This window comes from Flammeovirga aprica JL-4 (genome assembly GCF_012844305.1).
GTDB classification, from domain to species: Bacteria; Bacteroidota; Bacteroidia; order Cytophagales; family Flammeovirgaceae; genus Flammeovirga; species Flammeovirga aprica.
The window spans coordinates 1-21,505 of the sequence record NZ_JABANE010000109.1 but is presented as its reverse complement, the minus strand read 5'-3'; the positions used below and the strand labels follow the sequence as shown (position 1 = coordinate 21,505).

The following is a 21,505-nucleotide window of genomic DNA, read 5'->3' as shown; positions in this document are numbered from 1 at the left end:
CGATCAAGAAAGCATCTCTTTTTTTATTTATGAACACTACTCTGAAAAGCTGTATCCAAAAACGGACACTTTTATGAAATCCATAATTAAACTATCATTAAACAGACTAATATTACAATATCAATAATTATTTAATTTAAAAAATACACATACTTCAAAAATTAGATCATTTTTTACAGTTCTGCTAACAAACAACACCAATCTATATACACTTCCATTCCTTTATCGAAATAATTACACAAAAAACAATGGTGATCATGATCATTTATTCTGATTTTTTATTGACCTAGGTCAACATTCAGAATATTATTCTGCCAGAAAAAGAGTAATTCGTACGTTTATGAACACATTGTTCATTAAAAGCACTGTTTTAAGTATGAATTTTACACTTAAAACACCCAAGACAATTGCAAACAAACTCTATAACAGCAAGTTAACTTCTTTTGGCACATGATTAGTATTATTCTAAGCATCAGACAAAAAAATAATTGCACTTTAAAATATATAGCTGTTATGAAAACTTTAAAATATTTCTTCGCATTCATCTTCGTAGCACTTGTTTCTTTAAATACAACATTTGCAACTAACACAGACAACGAAGACGAGATTACGAAACTAAGAGCTTCAGTAGAAAACGCTGACAAATGGTCTACGTATGCTGATGCAGCGGAAAGATGTATAGAGTTGAAAACTAATCTTAGCGAAGCTTACGTATGGTTAGAGACAGCAATTCAGATGGCTCCTAACGCTAGAAACTACGAGTTGAAAGGAGATTATCTAAAACTAAATGGTGCTAAAGACATGGCTGTAGAAGCGTACAGACAAGCCATTTTGAAAGGATTAAACGACGATACTTTTGACATCCAAAATGTTCAAAAGAAATTGTTGAAGCTAACAAGATAAGTAGTTAGCAAAAAGACATAAAATAATTAATTGAATTGAGCTAGTATTAAATGCTGTTGGAGCTTTCCGACAGCATTTTTTTTGTTATAAGACAGTTTGACTCTCGAGTGAAATTCTAAATAATATGATGGTATAACTACCTATATTAAGTGAAGCTTTCCATATCCCTACTGCTTTATTTCTCAAGAAATAAAATATGATCTAAATAACTGCTGAATTTCTACTTACACTCTTGACTTATTAATTTTATGTAAAAATCACACTTAAAACTTAATGAATCTTATTTAATCAACTGATTAACAGAAATTAAATCTTCATTCTCAACTTTTAAAGACAAGTGACCGTGTATATAAGCAAATCAAAAACACAAAATTTATATCGTCATGAAATCTTTAAAACAAATTTTAGTCGTTGCATTACTTACCTTATTTTCAGTGAGTTCTTTATTTGCGAGTACTACTGATAATGAAGATAATGAGATTAGAGAAATACGTGAAACAGTGGAAAATGCAGCTACTAATGATTGGGCTGTTTATGCTGATGCTGCTGAAAAATGTATTCAGATGCAAGCGAATTTAAGTGAAGCGTATGTGTGGATTGAAAAATCTATTGAGATTAATGAGAATAGTAAAAACTTAAAAATCAAGGGAGATTATTTAGCATTAAACGGCGTTAATGATATGGCTGTTGAAACGTATAATCAAGCTATTTTAAAAGCGATGGCTGAGGGTGAAAATATTGACGCTCTACAGAGAAAAGTTTTGAGATTATCTCGCCGTTAGTTTCCAAAAAAATAAATTAGGTACATTGGAATAGTACCCAAAAAATAATAAGCCTTCAGGAGTGCATCTTGAAGGCTTTTTTGTTGCTTTGAAAACAAGTTAAATCATACTTATTCTACCACAAAACGATTTTCCGTTGGTATTATTTCAAATAATTCATCCCAATAATACTCTTCCCATAAGAAAGATAATGTTCCGTCTGTGAGATCTGGAATGTCATTATCGCCTTGGGTCATAATACTTAGAATTGCTTCTTCTTTTTGACCGTCGAGAATTACAGTCATGGTCTCTCCTTTTATGCCTCTGTGGTCAGCATCGATCAAAGTGTGGTTTAACTCATGAGCTAGCACTTTCATTCCTCCTCCATAATTTACATCGAAAGATCGGTTTTTCATTTCGTCCCAAAGTTTTGAATTGTTGTAGACCGTCAGTTTACGGCAGAAAAAACAAGCTTTTGCTAGTACTTCTTTTTCATTGCCCATTTCTACATTGATATCAATGGTTTTGTGATGCAGTCGTATACCTCTTTTCGATGCTTCCTGAAGATAATTGTCCACATAAGGTTTTAATAAAAGTGCTTCGGGACTGTTGTAATGAACTTCTAAGTTTTCTGGTTCGATATTGTAGTCTATTAAACTGCAAGAAGCCAAAAGTAGAGATAGTAAGGTGTAAAAAGTAGTTCTCATTTCATGTGTCGAGTTAGTAATAGAGTAAATAAATTAGTGTAGCAGTACAAATTCAAAATTAGCTATGATTTATTTTTGAATTTGTAATTACTTTAAAAATTGAGGTAAGACGGATTTTTTATCAATAGGGTAATAAAGTCATCAGTATGAAATATTCTAATGCAGTGTAGTCTAATAAAGAACATCCAAAACTTCAATTTTCAAGTCTATGTACAGCTGTTTTTAAGTCTTACAGAAAATATAACTGTCAAGCCTTAAAACTGTTTGAGAATATAATAAAAAAAACTAAGAAATGCTCGAAAAAATGCACTTTGAATGATAAGTATACATCTGTAATGTAAGGCTGTTTTTAAGTGAAAAAATGTACGAAATAAGCAACTATTTCAAAAGCGTACACATTACGTTAATCAAAACACTATTTGGCACTCAGTTAATAAATTGATAAAAAATATTTTTATTAATTATTCATTTTTTCATTTTCCACAATAAAAAGGTATATAATTTACGAAATTCACAATATTAATTCATTCTATTCAGTAGGCTTCAAATAACATACATCACCCAATCATTCAATACAAAATAAAAATAACGTGATAAATGTATAATTCAGAATATAATTTTAAATAAATGTAAATAAATAATTAAAAACAGAATTATATTTCGAAAAATTCAACAAAAATGACCGATAACGGACAAGTTGTTCGTATATGTAATAAAATCTATGTACAAAATACACTTAAAAACCAAAAACAAAGACATAAAAATCTGTATATCAATCAATTAAATACCTTTGGCAAGCCTTTAGTATATAGTAAAGCATAATTGAATGATACAAGAAAACACAAAACATATATAGTCATGAAATCTTTAAAACAACTTCTAGTTCTAGCGTTATTTGCAATCATCACTGTAAATCCTTCATTCGCTAATCCTACTGATAAGGAAGATAATGAGATTGACAAATTGCGTGCTTCAGTTGAGAATGCTACAGCTACTGACTGGGAAGCTTATGCTGATGCGGCTGACAGATGTATCGAATTGAAAACAAACTTAAGTGAAGCTTATGTTTGGATTGAGAAATCAATTGCGATCAACGAAAACGCTGAAAACTTAGAAATCAAAGGTGATTACCTTGCACTAAACGGTGCGAAGGACATGGCCATCGAAACATATAACAAAGCGATCTTAGCGGGAATGATTGCAGGTGAGGACATTTCTAAAATACAGAAAAAAGTATTGAAGTTGAACCGTCGCTAGGTCAGCAAAAAACATCACATACTAATACTATATTAACACGAACGATAGATTAGGCCTTCAGGTGAAAACTTGAGGGCTTTTTTTATGTGAAAGTGCAACACCTCTGGCCTTGATTGATGACGCTTCTAGAACAAGTTTACAATTTAGAGCATGTTTGAAATATCTCTTATAAGAATAGTACTAAGTATTACAAATTTCCAATTTATTACAAAATTGAAAAAAATCAGTTAACTTAGAATGTACTTTAAGCAATAAAAAAGTTAAACTAAAACTTATACTAAAATCATCATGAAAAAATTTCAACAGAATCTAACTTTCACAGTGGCAATTCTAGCACTACTTTTCGTTACAGGCTGTAGTAGTAAAATCAAACTTACTGACAGTCGAGATGGTAAAACATATTCGGCGGTAAAGATCGGTAATCAAATCTGGATGCAAGAAAACCTTGCTTTCAACTCAATTCCAGGGTGCTGGGCTTACGAACATAAAACGAGCTACGTGAATGAATTTGGTTATCTCTACAGCTGGGAAAAAGCTTGTGAGGTTTGTCCTGAAGGTTGGAAATTACCTACTAAAGAGGACTATTATGAGTTGTTTGATTACTTAAAAGAAAACAATGACAACCTGTTTAATCCATTGGGCTATAATGCCAAAATTGGAGGGTGGAGATATGGCAATGATAAATATACCGGTATGAAAGAACATGCTAGTTACTGGACATCTTCGGATAGAAATAGTTCTTCTGCTCATTATTGGGGTACAAATGCCGATGGTATTAGTGCAGCTCTAAAAGATGGAGGTAAAGCTGTTCGCTGTATCAAAGTTGAAACGACTTTAGCATCAGAAGAATAAGGTATTTTTGAAGCCTTCATTTATAATTGGTTTCAACTGCTATCAATTCTATGATAAAACAATAACCGTATAGGCATCACATAATTGATACCTGTACGGTTATTTCTTTTCTCCTAGTGCATAATCTACTAAAACTACTTATTCAATAGTACCTTCCTTATCGTGGTATTTCCATTGACATCAAAGAACTTCAATAAATACACTCCTTTTTCTTGATCGTTGAGTGATATTTTTTCACGAGCACTATCTAAATCAACTGATAAAATTTCTCTTCCTAATGCCGTATAAATGGTCAAATGATGGTAATCTTCTGGCTTTTCAAGGTTAATAATCCCTGTACTTGGATTAGGGTATATTTTGAGCTGATCAGCCTGCTCTAAATACTGTTGTCTTTGGTTACTTTGTGATAAATAATAGCTCCCTTTTTGAATAATGTAAGCGATGTCCTTTCCTGCTTGCAGGTTTTGAAGGCCAATCACAAGCTGTCGGTTACTTCCCAATACTGATGCTTCATTTTGCATTATTCCTGTGGTAGTATTGAAAGAAGTTACGTAATACAGTTGATTGTCCACACCGCTTATGGTCATATTGGGAGATCGTGTTGTGGTTGATTTATTATAAAAATAAACGAACAATTTATCTCCTGCTTTTACTCCCATTTTATCAATATTATCATTGCCTGTGATTGTCAACGTCTGCTCTTGATCATTCATGGCTTGAAGCATAATATCAGAGTAAGCTGATACAGCAGTCAATTCATCATTAAAACCTTCATAGGTAAAATCTTCCCACCACCATGTCATTGGTAAAATGGGTGTTGGCTGGAATAATGCCGTCCATAATCCTCTGTGAAATGACTTTTGGAAATCAGCCATCGTTTGTGAAGTTGGAGCTACCCAATCATCTGCAAATTCTCCTGCCACATAAGGTTTATTGTAACGATCTGTGAGGGTTTGAATAGCTGAAATCACTCCTTCTACAGGTCCATATGGGTGACTTTGGATCAAGTCCAAGTTGGGTTGATGGAACATATTATTGATCTCCGCTCCTGTGATACTTGTGGTTACAATATGATTGTAAGGGTCAATGGATTTCAAATAAGTACTCATCTCATTGTGCCAAGCTTCTATGTCATTGGCATTAAAGTTTTCATCTCGGATCAGGTTATCCACCTCATTAAATAATTCAATGGCACCAATATTTGTATGATACCCCCATCTTGCAATGATATATCTTAATCTGTTTTTGTAGAGTTGCTTGGCACTTTCATTTGTAAAAAATGCTTTATGGTCAGAGATTGGACCGCCATTACCTGAGTAATAATTATGATCCTTCCAATAATTATTTCCTCCCCAATAGTCGGGTTCTTCTAATAGTGCTCCGTGATAATCCAAAGTCAGCATGATGTAAATTCCATTTTGAGAAGCTTGATCCAACATCCAATCCATTCGAGCAATAGCAGAAGAATTATAGGTTTCATTTCCATCGGTATATCTTCCAAAGTCAGTCTTTTTCCATTCCAAAGGAAGGTTCCAAGGACACATCCATGTTCTGATGAAGTTTGCATTTTTGCTTTTCATCTGCTGAAAGAAATAATCGTAAGTGAAAGTTTGATCATCTCCTAAATCCAAACGGGCTTCCCATGCGAAGTTCTCTCCTATTCCTCTAAACTTACGATCTGAATCAAACTTCAGATTATAAAAAGAGGCCTCATTGGTATGTAAAAAACCATCGTTGTAGGAATTGTTGACTGTAAAAGTATAAACACCGGAACGTTGCGAGTTTTGCGCTTTTTCAACATCTACCACTAACTGATATTGTCCTGTTTCTTGAGGCGTGAATCTTCCTTTCCAAAGAGAATTTCTAGAAACACCTGAGTAATAAAAACAAGGAACTACCAATTCTTTTCCACTAGGAGTGATCAAGACCATATCCGTTTTGATGTTGTTGGGGTTGTAGGGATCTGAATACCGTGCATTCAATTGAATATCCACTTCCAAATCATCATAGAGGTTCATACTTGTTCTCTGCAAACTGACAGAGGTGATAAAATTTCCGTTACCCATGTTCTGAGTAGTGGCATTGACAGTGTTACTTTTCCCTGATTCGTTGCCCACCAAATCATAAGCACTGACGGTAAAAGTGTAATTGCTATTGGCATTGAGTTGTGACACCTCGAAGGAAGTGGTGTTAGAACGCCCTACTTCTGTATTGTTCTTATATATCACATAACCTATCACTCCTACATTATCAGAGGAAGCGTTCCATTGGAGGGATACACTTTTTGAGGAGGAGTTGGTGACAGTTAAACCTTGTGGTTGTGTTGGGCGAGTGGTATCAACGTTTTGTTTTGCTTTTACAAAGTCACCTAAATACCATTCAACTCCAGCAGTAGTGGAAGTATAATCAAAAGTGATGATCATTTTTCCATAGTTTCCATTGGCTATTCCTGAGAAGTCAAACGTTAGTTCTTCCCATTGGTTGGTGGTTGATGGAGTAGCATACCTCGCTACATAACTTCCCGAAGGACCGTCTTCAAACTTCATCATTATGGTTCCAACCGCCGATGTTCTAACTTTGAGTTTGTAAACAGGATAGTTCTCAAAATCAATTTCTTCTGAGAGGTTCAATGAAAGGAAATCCCATTGGTAAGCTGTAGATACAAACTTCCCTACTTGTGATGATGAGTTGACAGCATCTTGACTGGGATTGTTGACAGTGGTGTAACTTGCATTGTTACTGGCTTGAAAGTTTAAGGTGCTTTGTTCCCAATCGGAAAGGAATACTCTTTGGTGAGCGTTGATTTCTATATTGCAAAGTGCAAGAAGAAGAGAGGTCATCAATAAAAATTGAACCTTAGTAGTAATACATTTCATGTGCTAGTTGATTTAAGAAGGAATTGGTGAAGAAGGGTGCTGTAAACTATTCTATCATCAACTTTCAAGGTTCTACTTCCAAGCTTCCTTCTTCTTCATTTTTCCATTGATGAAAAACGAAGCAAAAAATCTAGGCTTTGAAGTCAAAAGCTAAATTCCATTTCTCTCGCCTAAATGATTTTAAACTCGCTAAAGCTCAAACAACAAAATCATTTTTAACGGCTCAATACATGAAATTCTTAACGCTTTTCCCTTCAAGGCCAGGGAAGTACTACCACATTCATAGGGTAGAAGATCCACTGAACCTAATGTTAAGTATTAATACCATTCGTGTCCAAAAGACATGCAAATTTCTAGTTTACAAAACAATAAAAACTAAGGTAACACGGAAGCAACACTTCAGTGTTGGTGGAGCCAATATCACCTGCCCATGACTTCAGTCATGGTGCACAAACCACTCGCCTTTTCCTTAGTATTTACCTCATCCAAATCCTTAAGTAATAATTTATTTCAGTGATGAACCATTTATACGGTTCAATGTTCCTAGTCACAAGATCTTAGAATTTAGTGCTTTAATCACATACTATTTTATTGATAATCAATACTATTCTGAAACATAAAAAGGCACTACCCAAAACATTGGATAGCGCCCGATAGTATGAAATTGTATTTAAGTTAAGAGGGATAAGATGTAGTTTTCTTACCCCTCCTTATTGGTCTATCTAATTACTTATCAGTGATTCTGTAATACACCTCACCAATTCCATCAACATTGAATTTGATTTGGAAATCGAAATCCCCTTTAGAGTTCCAAAGATTTGTTTTAGAATAAGTGATAGTTCCACCATCTTCAGTATTAATCACCATATTTCCAACAGGGGCACCCCACTCTTCACCTGTTACAGTATAAGTAAATGTACCTGATTTGATAGTATACTCACCTACATCAAATGTTCCATCCGCTCCGTAGTCAACCGTGATTTTACCTGTGTATACTTGATCATTTTGCTCTACTTCTGAGAAAGTAATCACATCGTTATCCGCTGCTTGTGAATCGCTATAACGTTGATGTCCTTGATCGTCATCACTGTTCCAATAGTAAGTGTTCAATAACACTCCTTCTCTAGCAGTCCATCTTCCTTCTGGGAAAATACCATCAGGATCTGGCGTTGGATCAACTGGAGTTTCACCGTCACATGGTTTAGTTCCTACAAAGTTTCTTACAAATTTGTACCAGTGAGCCTCTTGGTCACTTCCAGCAAAACCACCATTGAATTTTAATGTGAAATTATCCGCTCCGCTACCTTCTACAGCGTTTGGTACTTCAAGTTCAGTACCGTCAGTAGCAATAAACTTCATTGTCCAGAATTCTCTACTATCTGTATTATCTGGGTTTTGTAAGATTTTTAATTCGAATGTTCCGCTTTCAAGGAAAACTACCCAATCAGTACCGTTTCCGTTAGTAAGGATGCCGTCAGCTCCTGCCAAGTATTGGAAATCACCTGATAAAATACCTGTTGATGTATCAAATGATTCATTGCTGAAACGTAAGATATTATCATAATCATCGCAGATACCAGCGTCTCCACCTGGCCAGAAACCAATGTTCTCAATTCCCCAATCACCATTTAATGAAATTGGCGAGTATTCTGGAATGACAGGATCTTTGTCCTCTTCCTCCTCTTCATCTGGAAGTTCCGCACCTTCACGTACCATCGTGTACCATACTTTTTTACCGTAGTTCAATTCCAACTCATTGTAATTACAATCTTGCCATCCTAGCTCAAATGCTTCTGGAGCAAAAGCCAATTGGAATACCGAGTAATCTTCTGTATCTACCCATTCGATTGGAAGCGTTGTTTCTGTAGCATCTTCTTTTGTCAGTACGATTGTATTATTGGTTAAATCCAATACCCATTCAAATTCCCCTTTTGGCATTCTTCCATAATAAGGAGCGTAATCAAGGTCAGATCCTAAACAAGCACCTTCTAATACAAATGTTTCAAACTGACCATCTGTACCTGCAGAATAAGTACCCGTACCATAAAGATTACCCACTTCATCTACACCAGCAGTCATAAATTCTAATTCATTGTCAGTAGCGGCACCAGCACCAGGCAATGTCCATTCTACGTCTTTTACACCTTCCCAGCCCCAGCTTTCGCCTTCGCCGATAAAGTAATGGAATTCCATAGGCTTACCTACTTTCCATTTACCTTGTAGTTTATTGTCAAATGACTCCACTGTCAATACCCAATCTCTCACCGCTCCTGTTTCTGAAGTCACTTGATAGGTGAAACTTCCTGAGGATAAATCTACAGCTTCTCCTGAAGCAGGGTGAATAGTGGCCCCATAAGAGACTTCAATAATAGGTGTCACACTTGTAAGATCCATACCATCAATCACAAAGATGGTAAAGTCACTTTCGTTTGGTGTTCTATTGATCTCTGCAGGACCGATTTGAAGGCCATCAATAAAATAGGAAATGATGGCTCTTTCACTTGTCAAAATCTCGTTGGGGTTCTCAGGCTGACAGCCCAACATGCCCATTAAGCAAGCGATTAGAAAGAAGTTTTTTATATTTTTCATAAGCTTGAAATTTTGTCGAATAGATTATGTGTTTCGTCAATCGTAAACTATTAAATGACGCTTTTATTAACTTTAAAGGGACTACTTCCAAACTTCCTCCTTCTTCATTTTTGTCTTGAAACAAAAACGAAGCAAAAAATTCAAGGCTTAGAAGTCAAAAGCTAAATTCCATTCCTTTCACCTAAATGATTTTAAACTCGCTGCGCTCAAACAAGAAAATCATTCTTTATGGTTCAATACATGAAATTCTTAACGCTTTTCCCTTCAAGGCCGAGGGGAGAACTACTCAACTAAGAGAGAAGTATTGCAATGGCACTGATATTAAGCAATTGCGTCATTAGTGTCCTACTAATTTCTGACGATCAGCAGGACACCTGAATAACAGTTTATTTTAGTTGATTCCAGGATTTGTATCTACCTCAATCAATGGAATATCAAAGTAGTAAATCCCTTTGCTCATTGGCTTACCATATTCACCGCCCAGTACTCTTTCCATACTGTTGGTTCTTCTTAAGTCAAATAAACGCTTTCCTTCAAACGCTAATTCTCTACCTCTTTCTTCAAGGATATACGTTCTGAATTCCTGAAGGCTCATACCTCCCGCCAAAGGAGATAAACCTGCTCTTCCTCTGATCTGATCCATCAGCGCATACGTTTCTGCATTAGGACCTAAGGCTTCACAATACACCATCATGATGTCAGTATATCTTAAAATTGGTGTATCACAAGTAGCTTGCTGACCTACCATGTCTGGATCTAAAAATTTCATTGGGAAAGTAGCTTGAAGACCTCCGCCAGGATAAACTAATTCTAGGTCAGCTCCATCATTTCCACCTTCAGGGATAGTGACTTTATTGACAATCATTTCTAGGCTTCCTCTACGATCTTCTGCAGCATAATTGGCTACAAAATCATCTTCAATCCAAAGGTGTTCCCAGCCACCACCAGAAATCACTGTTCCATTTGGTAATACTACTTCTGGAGCACCTTCAGCCCATGGCATAAACAACATTGGAAGTTTTGTATACTCCCCTTCAATCAAACCATTTCTATCTGTTGCCGATACAAAAATGTGTTCTTTTGCTGTCGCTTTATTTCTAACATTCCAAGTTTCCATCAAGTCGCTTTCAAACGAAAATTCTGATTGCTCTTGAAGTACTTTCTTAGCATAATTGGCCGCCAATGTATAATTTTCATTGGCATTGCTTACCCATTCATAACCTTCCACACCTGTATCTTTTGCAGAAGCCAGTTGTAAATAGACTTTAGATAAAAGTGCCCAAACTGCTGTTTTATTGGCACGGCCATACACTCTTTTAGTCGTTAAAAATTCCTCCGCTTCAGTTAAGTCTCTTAGGATAAAAGCATAAACATCTTCTTTAGGTGAAAGTTCCTTCCCTACTTGGTCTCTTGAATCTACCTGTTCCTCTCTGATGACTACATCTCCAAAAAAGCGAGTTAAGTTGAAGTAATGTAAGGCTCTAAGGAACTTTGCTTCTGCAATAACTTCTGCTTTTCGGGTTTCATCCATATCAGCTGTTGCAGGTACGTTCTGAATTACCGCATTCGCTCTATTGACACCTAAGTAAGGATAACGCCACATATCCTCCACAATTTTATTGTTGTTCAACACTTCCAAACGGTCCAAAGCATGTTGGTCTGCACCTGCATCAGGTTTGATGGTCAGTGTTTCTGTCGGTACTTCTGTGGCAATGATGAAGTGTCTAGAGTAGTATTCAATATCAGAATTGACAGAATATACATAAGTTAATGCTGACTCTGCATCTGATGCTGTTTTATAAAAGTTTTCATTCGATAAGAAGCCATAAGGTTCCTCATCTAGGCTACAACCTGACAATACCAAAGCAGCGGCAGCCGATAGTAATATATTTTTGATTGTTAATTTCATTTCACTCTACTATTTAAATGATACGTTCAAACCTAAAGAGTATGTTGTTGGCATAGGATAGTTGCCCCAGTGAATACCATCTCCGCCCACTTCAGGATCATAACCATATTGGAAATCAGAGAATACAATTGGATTATCAATAGAAGTATATACTCTTAATCTATCCAACCATTTGATATTTTCGCTGTTGAAAGTATACCCTAAATTGATGTTTTGTACTCTTAAATATGAACCATCTTCAATCCAATAATCCGAAGCTTCATATGCTCTTGAACTGTTCATACTTGGATATTCATTGGTAGGATTATCTGGCGTCCAGCGTTGTAAATATGCTGCACCTTCAAACTTGGTATTATTAAATACCTGATTTCCTTTAACACCCGTGAACAATACAGAGAAGTCTAATTTTTTGTATCTCAACCTAGTACTGAAACTATAGATAAAAGTAGGGTTGGGATCACCAATCACCGTTCTATCATTTGCATCTACAACACCATCTCCATTGAGATCTACATACTTGATCTCACCCGGTCTTGCTCTTGAACCTGTTAAACCTGCTTCCAATCCTTCTTCATAAGTCTGAATAATACCGTCTGTTTTATAACCATAGAAAGCACCTATAGGCTGTCCTTTTTGAATGACTGTAATCGGTGTTCTGAATTTCTCTACCGTTCCACCAAACCATTCAAAATCTGCTGTTGAACCTGTATCCATTACCTCATTCTTATTGTGAGAAATCATACCTTTCACACCCCAGTTCCAATCTTTATTTTCTACTAGAGATAAATCCAAACTCAACTCTATACCTGAGTTCTTGATCTCACCATTATTTACCCAAATCAAGTCATAACCCGCACTTGGTGCAATACGCTCTTGTCTTAAAAGATCATGCGTATATTTTTGATACACCTCAGCAGTCAGCATAACTTTAGACTCAAATAAACCTAAGTCAACACCAATATTGGTTGTCGTCGTTGTTTCCCATTTCAAGTCTCTATTGGCCATACCTTGCCAGATTTTGTAAATACCGTCTGGCGAATAAGAGTAAGTACCAGGACCAAAACCTGTAGAGAAAGTACCATCCGCATTTGCAGTAGGGTAACGGCCTGTTCCGTAACGTTCATTGATCATATAAGGGTCTAAACCTTGGTTACCTGCCTGTCCCCATGAAGCTCTAAGTTTTAATTGTGAAACAACCTCTGAATGTTCTAAGAAAGCCTCATTTTGTACATTCCAACCTACGGCTACTGATGGGAAATACGCCCATTGGTTGTTTCCTCCAAATTTTGAAGAACCATCCGCTCGAACAGTCGCAGTCATTAAGAAACGATCATCATAAACGTAGTTCAAACGTCCAATGCCTGATAATAAAAGGTGAGATTTCAATCCGTTCGTTATCGCTGCATTTTCAGCTGAATTTAAGTTCTGATTACCCAAATTATCATTCACAAAACCTCTACCGTTAAGATCACTTGTTCTCACAGTATAACGTTGCGCACTCCAACCTGCCATGGCACTGATACGATGCTTTTCATTGATATTTTTCGAGTAATTCATGTATGTTTCAGACAACAGGTCCAAATCACTGTAGTTATTAATAGAACCATAACCATTAAACTCAGCACCATTCCATGTTTTACCAATTGGCTCATAATGATCTGCAATACTATTACCCGACTTGATGTTCATTGTAGTTTTCAGTTCCAAGTCCTCAAAGATTTTCAGTGACAAATACATGTTCGTAATAAAGTCCTGTCCTTTGTTGTTGTTCAAAACCTCATTGGCCCAAACCATAGGATGGTAAAAATCTTGAGCACCGATAAAGAATGGAGCACCATCTTCGTCGTAAACTGGGAACACAGGAGACCTGTTAATTCCAGCCATTGAATTCGCATTTCTGTCTGTGTGATTATAAATAACATTAATACCACCCATCAAGTTTCTGTAGATTTTTTGATCCAAAGAAACTCTCATATTATATCTATTATAATCATCACCAATATTGATACCTTCTTGTGATAGGTAACCCAAAGAGATAAAGTACTTTGTATTTTCACTACCACCACTTGCTGATACGTTATGATCTTGTGCCAAAGCATTTCTGTAAACCACGCCCGGCCAATCTGTTGATGTACCCCAAGCACCACTTGCAATTTCACTTACTGAAGGATAGTACGTTCCTTGGAAAGTCTCTCCAACATAGAACGGCTGTAAACCTGCATTTACTCTTCCTTCATTTTCAATAAGTGCAAATTGAGCTGGATTACGAATGACATTAAAGGCGTTAGGTGGTGTTGCAACAGACACTCTTGAGTTAACATCTATCGCCATTTTACCACTTGAACCTTTTTTAGTTGTGATCATAATAACACCATTGGCACCACGAGAACCATAGATTGCAGAAGCAGATGCATCTTTTAAAACCTCAATAGATTTAATATCATTTGGGTTAATTTGCTTTAAGTTACCTGCATTACCAATAGGAAAACCATCCACTACCAAAAGTGGACTACTATCACCTCTCAGTGAACTCACCCCTCTTAATTTTACAGAAACATCACTACCAGGTTGCCCTGATGAGTTGGTGATTTGCAAACCTGCTGCTTGTCCTTGTAATAATTGTTCTATATTCGCCGCCGGACGCTGTGGAATATCATCCATCTGTACTTTATTTACAGAACCAGTCAAATCACTTTTCTTCATGGTACCATAACCTACTACCACTACTTCTTCTAGTTGTTCTGCATCTTCTTTTAAAGCGATGTTCACAGTTGACTTTGTTCCTACGTAAACTTCTTCTGTAAAGTATCCGATATAAGAGAAAACTAAAGTTGTTTCATCGTTAGGAACAGTCAATGTAAAGTTACCATCAAAGTCAGTCAATGTTCCAACTGATGTTCCTTTTATCAATACATTGGCTCCAATTAACGGTTCATAATCAGAGGTTACATTACCTTTTACTACCCTCTCTTGTGCAAAAATTGTTAGTGAGGTGAATGTCAGAATGATCGACAGAACTACTTGTAGTTTTTGTCTTGAATAGAGTATGCCTTTCATTTCATTGATTAGTAATAAATGTGTCTTATCAACAAGCGAGGTGTCAGATTCACTTGAGATCTTTAAAAAAATTCCGTTTCGTCGTCAATACAATAGCAATAATAGTCGACGGTACACTTTTCAAAAAATAAGATTCATAATAGTACAACTATCAAATAATAAAGTATCATGATTTTGCTTGTTGCTAGAATAGACCTGTAGTGCTAAAAAATCAGGAATAGAGTTAAAAAATAAGCATAAAACACTAAAAACAAGCATTTTACACGTAAATCACAATACAAATAGATGTGAATACTTTATAGATTTTCATTTTCAAACGAATTTACCTCGATTTATTTATAATACATTTCTGTTTATGTATTATACTTTTTTGAAGTAAATTATAACTTTAATTATGGGTTAAAGATATTGCACAGGTGAAAGTTTTACAACACTATAGATATAACAATGTAAATCTTTTTTTGAAATGAAATTTTTTGATCGCAACGACTTATATTCTAAATGAAACTATTATCACAACTTATTTTTTCTGGATTGATCGCTAGTAGCTTTTGGGCTTGCAGTCCTGAAGAACAACATCAATATTATGCTGAAATTGAAACTGACAATTTTATTAGTCAAAACTTCATAGGCAATGGAATTCAATGGGCCGCCTATCCTCACGCAGATGGTCCTGATGCTGAATGGGGCGATATCATCACTCCTGCGAAATGGGACACACTGTACCAAAGACTGGATTACATGCAACCACAAACCATGAGGGTACTTGATCAAGCCAATTGGAGATACTATAAAGGAAGAGATAAACAAGGAAATCCGATTTTTGATGTGGATAATCCTGAAATGAAAACTTTATATAAAGTACTCGACTATTGTCAATCTAGAAATGTGGACGTGGTGTTTGGCGAATGGGGCACACCTTTCCATATGCACGATTTAGAAACCAAAAATGCTAAAATCAATAGACTAGAAAATGCGTATGATCCGCAGTGGATTGAGATGATTGGAAAGTACGTAGAACACCTTATTAAAGAGAAAGGATATACCTGCATCAAATATTATAATCATATCAATGAACCGAATGGTGACTGGGCTTCTACAAACGGGGATTACTCAGAATGGAAACAAGGTGTGATTGATTTACAGAAAGAATTTGAGAAAAGAGGGTTAGACCAATACTTAACCATCACGGGACCGGGAACTGTGCCTCAATACACAAAGAAAGGATTTGAATACACGGGTGAAGATTGGGTTACAAAAACAATCGCTGATATTGATACTATTATCGGTGCCTATGAAATCCATACTTATTTAGGAACGGAAAATACAAGAAACGGAAAAGCGGCGGCATCTATGCACATGCTTAAAGATATGCCTGAAGTGAAGAAAACAGGGAAGCGTTTCTTTGTAGGTGAGATTGGTGTGAAGGATGATTGGGGTACAAAACAGCAAGAGTTGAATGTGGAAGCGGCAAAGAAAGATGGCTATGCTTCTATTTATGATTCTCAAATGGCTGTATATACTTATCAGTACGGTGTTGATATGACAGATGCAGTCATTCAACTGATGAACGCCGGCGCTCAAGGTATGATCGCTTGGGATTTGGATGATGCCATGCATACTAAAGATGACCTTGGAAAGATCAATCAACTGAAACGTTGGGGATGCTGGAACATCCTTGGGAGTGAGCTGATTGACAGACCTGAAGATGAAAATATCCGTCCTTGGTATTACCCTTGGTCGTGGTTATGTAAGTTCTTCCCGAAAGGAATGGACATCTTAAATATGAACAGCAACCTGCCGGAAGGGGTCCGTATGACAACGGGTAAATTGAGAAATAATTTTACAATTATGATGGTCAATAACTCCGCTACTCCTCAAGAGGTATTTGTAAAGGCACCTGTCAAAAAATCTACTGTTTTAAAGCAATTGAAATACACTGATGAGCAATACAAACTGAATACAGATATGGGCAGACCTGTATTGGATGACATCAACTTTGATTTGAAAGAGGGTGGTTTGGTTCAGCTTCCTGCGCATGCGGTGATTGTATTGAGTAGTCTATAAAAATACTGATATCAAAACATGTTTCAAGTGTTAAGCGAAAGCGTCACTTGGAACTGTCTATTGGCGAAGTCTCCCGACTTCGAACTAAAGGATATTAAAATAGTGAAATGTAAAGTGTTTTTTATGGTGGTTCTTGAGCCACAAGGCATTGTGGCTCTACAGAACAATACCTTTTCAATTTAAGCATTACTCTGATTGAAAGATTCACTGTAGAAACGAAATGCTTTACGTTTCACGAAACACAACATGATCCATTTAATTACTAAACTATATGAAGAAAATACTAACACTTTTATTGTCTTTTTTTGCGATGCAAATTCATGCTCAAGATGATTTTGTAAAGGTGAAAAATGGGCAATTTGTCATCAACCAAAAAGCCTATCATTACATCGGCACCAATTTCTGGTACGGTATGAACTTGGGTGTTTTTGATCAGCCTCGTTTGATACGCGAATTGGACCGACTGGAAAAAATCGGCGTAAAGAACCTCCGTGTGATGGCACTTTCTGAAGGTGATAAAAATACGCCTTGGTGCATGCAACCTACGGTGCAGTCCGCTCCTGGAGAGTTTAATGAGGAACTACTGAAAGGACTTGATTTCTTATTGGTAGAAATGCAGAAAAGAGAGATGAAAGCTGTGGTTTGCTTGAACAACTTCTGGCCTTGGTCCGGTGGTTTTTCTCAATACATCAAATGGACGAAAGGGGGCAGTATTCCATTCCCTCCTCCTGCTGAAAATGGCGATTGGCATACGTACGGAAAGTATGCGAGTCATTTTTATGAAAACACAGAAGCACAGCAACTCTTCCAAAATGCAATTAAAAAAGTGGTCAACAGAACCAATTCAATCACTCAAAAAGCCTACAAAAATGATCCTACGATCATGTCATGGCAATTGGCCAATGAACCTGAAAACATTTTAAAAGGAACACAATTGGTCACTTGGATCAATACTACAGCAAAGTTTATTAAGTCCTTGGACCAAAACCATATGGTGACAACAGGTTCTGAGGGGTATACGCCAAGCTCAAATTCTGGAACGGACTTCGAAAAGGATCACTTATCGGAAGATATTGATTATATGACATTCCATATCTGGGTACAAAACTGGGGTTGGTTTGACCCTCATAATGTGGAAGGTACTTATGATAATGCAGTGGCAAAAGCAAAGCAATACATTCAGCAACATATCGCCATCGGCAACCAACTGAATAAGCCTATTGTATTGGAAGAGTTTGGTATTTCTAGAGATAAAGATGATCACAGTGATATAAGTACTGTGGACGTCAGAAATCAATATTACGCGACCATTTTTAATGAATTAGTGACAGCGGTTCAGAAAGGAGATAACACTTTTGTGGGTTGTAATTTCTGGGCTTGGGGTGGTGAAGGTCGCCCTTCTGCTCCTCATTCTATTTGGAAAACGGGTGACGACCTTATCGGTGATCCTCCGCATGAGTATCAGGGTTGGTACTCGGTATACCAAACGGATAAGGCGACTTTGAAAATCATTAAGAGCTTTAATAAGAAACTGAAAAAGGTTGCTTTATAAAGCATAAAATTTATGGTTTTGTAGTGGTACGTGGGTGGTTCTGCGGGCGGTCACATAGGACCGCCCCTACGGCATACGGTGCCACATATTAAATAATAAACAATATCATCGTCAATACACAATGAACTTCTTCGACATTAAAACGGGCATTTTTCTTTTATTAAACTGTACAATCATGTTGATGGGAAACACGACACAGGGACAACACACGACGACATCTGACCCTAATTTCCATATCTACCTCTGCTTTGGACAGTCTAATATGGAAGGTTTTGCTCCTATTGAAGAAGAAGATCGACAGGTGAATCCCAGAGCCCTCGTTTTCCAAACGGTGGACTGTGATAACCTGAAAAGAAAAAAAGGAGAATGGTACACAGCCGTACCTCCATTGGCCAACTGCTATTACAATGAAAAGGTGGGGTTATCACCGTCTAATAGTTTCGTCAATACTTTAGTGAAATCCCTCCCCGACAGTATTAAAGTGGGCATTATCAATGTGGCTGTTGCGGGCTGTGACATTCGTCTTTTTGACAAGGATCAATACCAACAGTATTTCGATACTTACGATCCTGACCATTGGTTTAGAAACAAAATTTCAGCGTATCAGAACCATCCTTATCAACACCTTGTGGACTTTGCTTTGAAAGCACAAAAACAAGGGGTGATCAAAGGAATAGTACTCCATCAGGGAGAGACCAACAATGGCACTCCGGATCGCGAAAAATGGCCCGAATATGTGCAGAAGATTTACCTTGATTTAATCACTGACCTTGCTCTGAATAAGGAGACCCCGCTATTAGTCGGCGAATTAGTAGACGAACAGCAAGACGGTGTGGAAGCAACAATGAATGCCGTCATTCAAACTTTGCCTTCCAAATTAAAACAAGCTCATGTTATATCTTCTGAAGGGTGCAAAGCGCAAGACGACAACGCTCATTTTACTAGTGAAGGAGTGCGGTTATTGGGACAACGCTATGCTGAAAAAATGCTTCAATTATTGGATGAGGAAAAAATATAGAAGGGCTCGTTTTTGTGGTCATTAGAAATCAGGAGATTTCTGTTGATCCATAGGCCACGAATGACGCTAGCGCTTAACATTCGCACCAGGCTCCTTACTTACTAGCGCAAGAGTTAAGCGTCAGCGTCTCTTGTGCTTTTAAGATCTTTAGAAGTCTCTGACTTCTTTTAGTAAAGCTCTATTCTCTCTTCATCATTACTCGCACTCTCAAATCTATTGTTACAACGATTGCCAACGCAATCCAACCAAATTTGAAATGAAAAACAATTATACTTCTATTCTTCTCCTATTATGCACTTTCCTGCTCAATAGTTTTGCTATGGCAGAAGAGGCTCCACGCGTTTTAATTACTGACTTTGAAACAACGGATTACTTGCTTTCTCAATCTGGCGGAACGGCCGAACTAGTCGCTAATCCGCTCAAAGACGACATCAACAGTTCCGACAATGTCATCAAATTTACCAATGAAAGTGCTTCCGAATGGTGGGGCCGTTTACTGGTATTGGAAGTGGAAAATCATATTGTAGCTGATGGGTTCGAAAATTTTGAATTTATGGTGAAAGCACCCGCTCAAGGTACCATTTCCATCAAGCTAGAAAACAGCAACGGTGATCCTCAACCGAGTATCTACCAAGAAGCTCAAGTCTCAGAAGGCTGGCAAACAATCAAAGCTTCATTTGATTTAACCGACGTACCCACTACTGCCAAATACAATAAAATTGTCATCTTCTTCAACATCAACGACCTTAACGGTGGAGATGTATGGTACATTGATAATTTAGCGACTTACGGCACAGTAGAGAATGTTCCTTTCCCCAAACCTGTCGTTCGTAATGAAGTCACCAATTTCGAAACGGAAGATTTTAAATTTACAGCTTCAGGTGCCACTGCTTCTATCATTGATAACCCTTTAAAAAACGAACAAAATAACTCGGAGAAAGTACTCTCTTTTACCAACTCTGCAACTGATGGTAATTGGTGGGATAGAATGCTGATCATTGAAGTAGAAAATAGAATTGTAATTGACGGTTTTGAACATATTGAATTCAACGTAAATGCTCCTGCCACTGGATCTGTTTTTATTAAACTTGAAAAAGAAGACGATGGGACTACCGGAGATAAGCAACCGGAAACTTACCAAGAAATTCAAGTACAAGAAGGATGGCAGACGATTAAAACCGCATTGGACCTAAATAATGTTCCTGAAGGTGCAGTTTACAGTAAAATTGTGATGAGTTTTAATATCAATGATCTTAGCGCTGAAAATACTTGGCTGGTAGACGACTTTGCCGTGTATGGTGATATTCAAAACGTCCCTTTCCCCAAACCTATAGTTCGTAATGAAGTCACTAATTTTGAAACTGAAGATTTTAAATTTACAGCTTCAGGTGCCACTACTTCTATCATTGATAACCCTTTAAAAAATGAGCAAAATAATTCTGAGAAAGTACTGTCTTTTACCAACTCTGCAACTGATGGTAATTGGTGGGATAGAATGCTGGTTCTTGAAGTAGAAAATAGAATTGTCATTGACGGTTTTGAACATATTGAATTCAACGTCAATGCTCCTGCCACTGGATCTGTTTTTATTAAACTTGAAAAAGAAGACGATGGCACTACAGGAGATAAGCAACCGGAAACTTACCAAGAGATTCAAGTGCAAGAAGGATGGCAAACCATTAAAACCGCATTGGACCTAAATAATGTTCCTGAAGGGGCAGTCTACAGTAAAATTGTGATGAGTTTTAATATCAATGACCTTACTGCTGAAAACACTTGGCTAGTAGACAACTTTGCCGTGTATGGTGATATTCAAAACGTACCTTTCCCTGTGATTGTGGAGCGTAACAAGGTGACGGATTTTGAAGGAGAAGACTTTAAATTTATAGGTATATAAACTTACGTCGCCCAATCACAAAGCTGTTTTTGGGTGACATGAATTGAAGAAACCATCCGT

13 protein-coding genes are annotated in these 21,505 nt (G+C 36.9%); 8 read left to right on the top strand and 5 right to left on the bottom strand.

What is annotated here, in order from left to right:
- Nucleotides 1-513 precede the first annotated feature (513 nt).
- A complete protein-coding gene (locus tag HHU12_RS27245) occupies nucleotides 514-903 on the top strand; it encodes a hypothetical protein (RefSeq protein ID WP_169659900.1) in 390 nt (129 codons plus the stop codon).
- A 383-nt stretch (nucleotides 904-1,286) separates the two neighbouring features.
- Entirely contained in the window at nucleotides 1,287-1,685 is a 399-nt protein-coding gene (locus tag HHU12_RS27240) for a hypothetical protein (RefSeq protein ID WP_169659899.1), read from the top strand.
- Between the two features lie 110 nt (nucleotides 1,686-1,795).
- Here the strand turns inward: HHU12_RS27240 and HHU12_RS27235 are convergent, their stop codons facing one another.
- Nucleotides 1,796-2,371, bottom strand: coding sequence for a hypothetical protein (locus tag HHU12_RS27235; protein WP_169659898.1), 576 nt, complete (start codon nucleotides 2,369-2,371; stop codon nucleotides 1,796-1,798).
- An 858-nt stretch (nucleotides 2,372-3,229) separates the two neighbouring features.
- On the opposite strand from HHU12_RS27235, the gene HHU12_RS27230 reads away from it, so the two are divergent.
- Nucleotides 3,230-3,628, top strand: coding sequence for a hypothetical protein (locus tag HHU12_RS27230; RefSeq protein WP_169659897.1), 399 nt, complete (start codon nucleotides 3,230-3,232; stop codon nucleotides 3,626-3,628).
- 288 nt (nucleotides 3,629-3,916) lie between these two features.
- Nucleotides 3,917-4,480 carry an FISUMP domain-containing protein gene (locus tag HHU12_RS27225; protein WP_169659896.1) on the top strand — a complete coding sequence of 188 codons (564 nt, stop codon included), beginning with the start codon at nucleotides 3,917-3,919 and terminating at the stop codon, nucleotides 4,478-4,480.
- Between the two features lie 134 nt (nucleotides 4,481-4,614).
- On the opposite strand, the gene HHU12_RS27220 is transcribed toward HHU12_RS27225, so the two are convergent.
- The 4 genes from HHU12_RS27220 to HHU12_RS27205 all read right to left on the bottom strand — a co-directional run bounded on the left by HHU12_RS27220 (nucleotide 4,615) and on the right by HHU12_RS27205 (nucleotide 14,911).
- Nucleotides 4,615-7,356: a fibronectin type III domain-containing protein gene (locus HHU12_RS27220; protein ID WP_169659895.1), complete on the bottom strand. Its 2,742-nt coding sequence runs from the start codon at nucleotides 7,354-7,356 to the stop codon at nucleotides 4,615-4,617.
- A gap of 726 nt (nucleotides 7,357-8,082) precedes the next feature.
- A complete protein-coding gene (locus HHU12_RS27215; RefSeq protein ID WP_169659894.1) occupies nucleotides 8,083-9,945 on the bottom strand; it encodes a hypothetical protein in 1,863 nt (620 codons plus the stop codon).
- A gap of 391 nt (nucleotides 9,946-10,336) precedes the next feature.
- Nucleotides 10,337-11,854 carry a RagB/SusD family nutrient uptake outer membrane protein gene (locus HHU12_RS27210; protein WP_169659893.1) on the bottom strand — a complete coding sequence of 506 codons (1,518 nt, stop codon included), beginning with the start codon at nucleotides 11,852-11,854 and terminating at the stop codon, nucleotides 10,337-10,339.
- A gap of 9 nt (nucleotides 11,855-11,863) precedes the next feature.
- A complete protein-coding gene (locus HHU12_RS27205; protein WP_169659892.1) occupies nucleotides 11,864-14,911 on the bottom strand; it encodes a SusC/RagA family TonB-linked outer membrane protein in 3,048 nt (1,015 codons plus the stop codon).
- 501 nt (nucleotides 14,912-15,412) lie between these two features.
- On the opposite strand from HHU12_RS27205, the gene HHU12_RS27200 reads away from it, so the two are divergent.
- The 4 genes from HHU12_RS27200 to HHU12_RS27185 all read left to right on the top strand — a co-directional run bounded on the left by HHU12_RS27200 (nucleotide 15,413) and on the right by HHU12_RS27185 (nucleotide 21,445).
- On the top strand, nucleotides 15,413-16,978 hold the full coding sequence (locus tag HHU12_RS27200; RefSeq protein ID WP_169659891.1) for a hypothetical protein: 1,566 nt from the start codon (nucleotides 15,413-15,415) through the stop codon (nucleotides 16,976-16,978).
- 271 nt (nucleotides 16,979-17,249) lie between these two features.
- On the top strand, nucleotides 17,250-18,530 hold the full coding sequence (locus HHU12_RS27195; RefSeq protein WP_169659890.1) for a glycoside hydrolase 5 family protein: 1,281 nt from the start codon (nucleotides 17,250-17,252) through the stop codon (nucleotides 18,528-18,530).
- A gap of 181 nt (nucleotides 18,531-18,711) precedes the next feature.
- Entirely contained in the window at nucleotides 18,712-19,548 is an 837-nt protein-coding gene (locus HHU12_RS27190) for a sialate O-acetylesterase (RefSeq protein ID WP_205960003.1), read from the top strand.
- A gap of 256 nt (nucleotides 19,549-19,804) precedes the next feature.
- Nucleotides 19,805-21,445, top strand: a complete 1,641-nt coding sequence (locus HHU12_RS27185; RefSeq protein ID WP_169659888.1) for a hypothetical protein — start codon at nucleotides 19,805-19,807, stop codon at nucleotides 21,443-21,445.
- The last annotated feature ends 60 nt before the right edge of the window (nucleotides 21,446-21,505 follow it).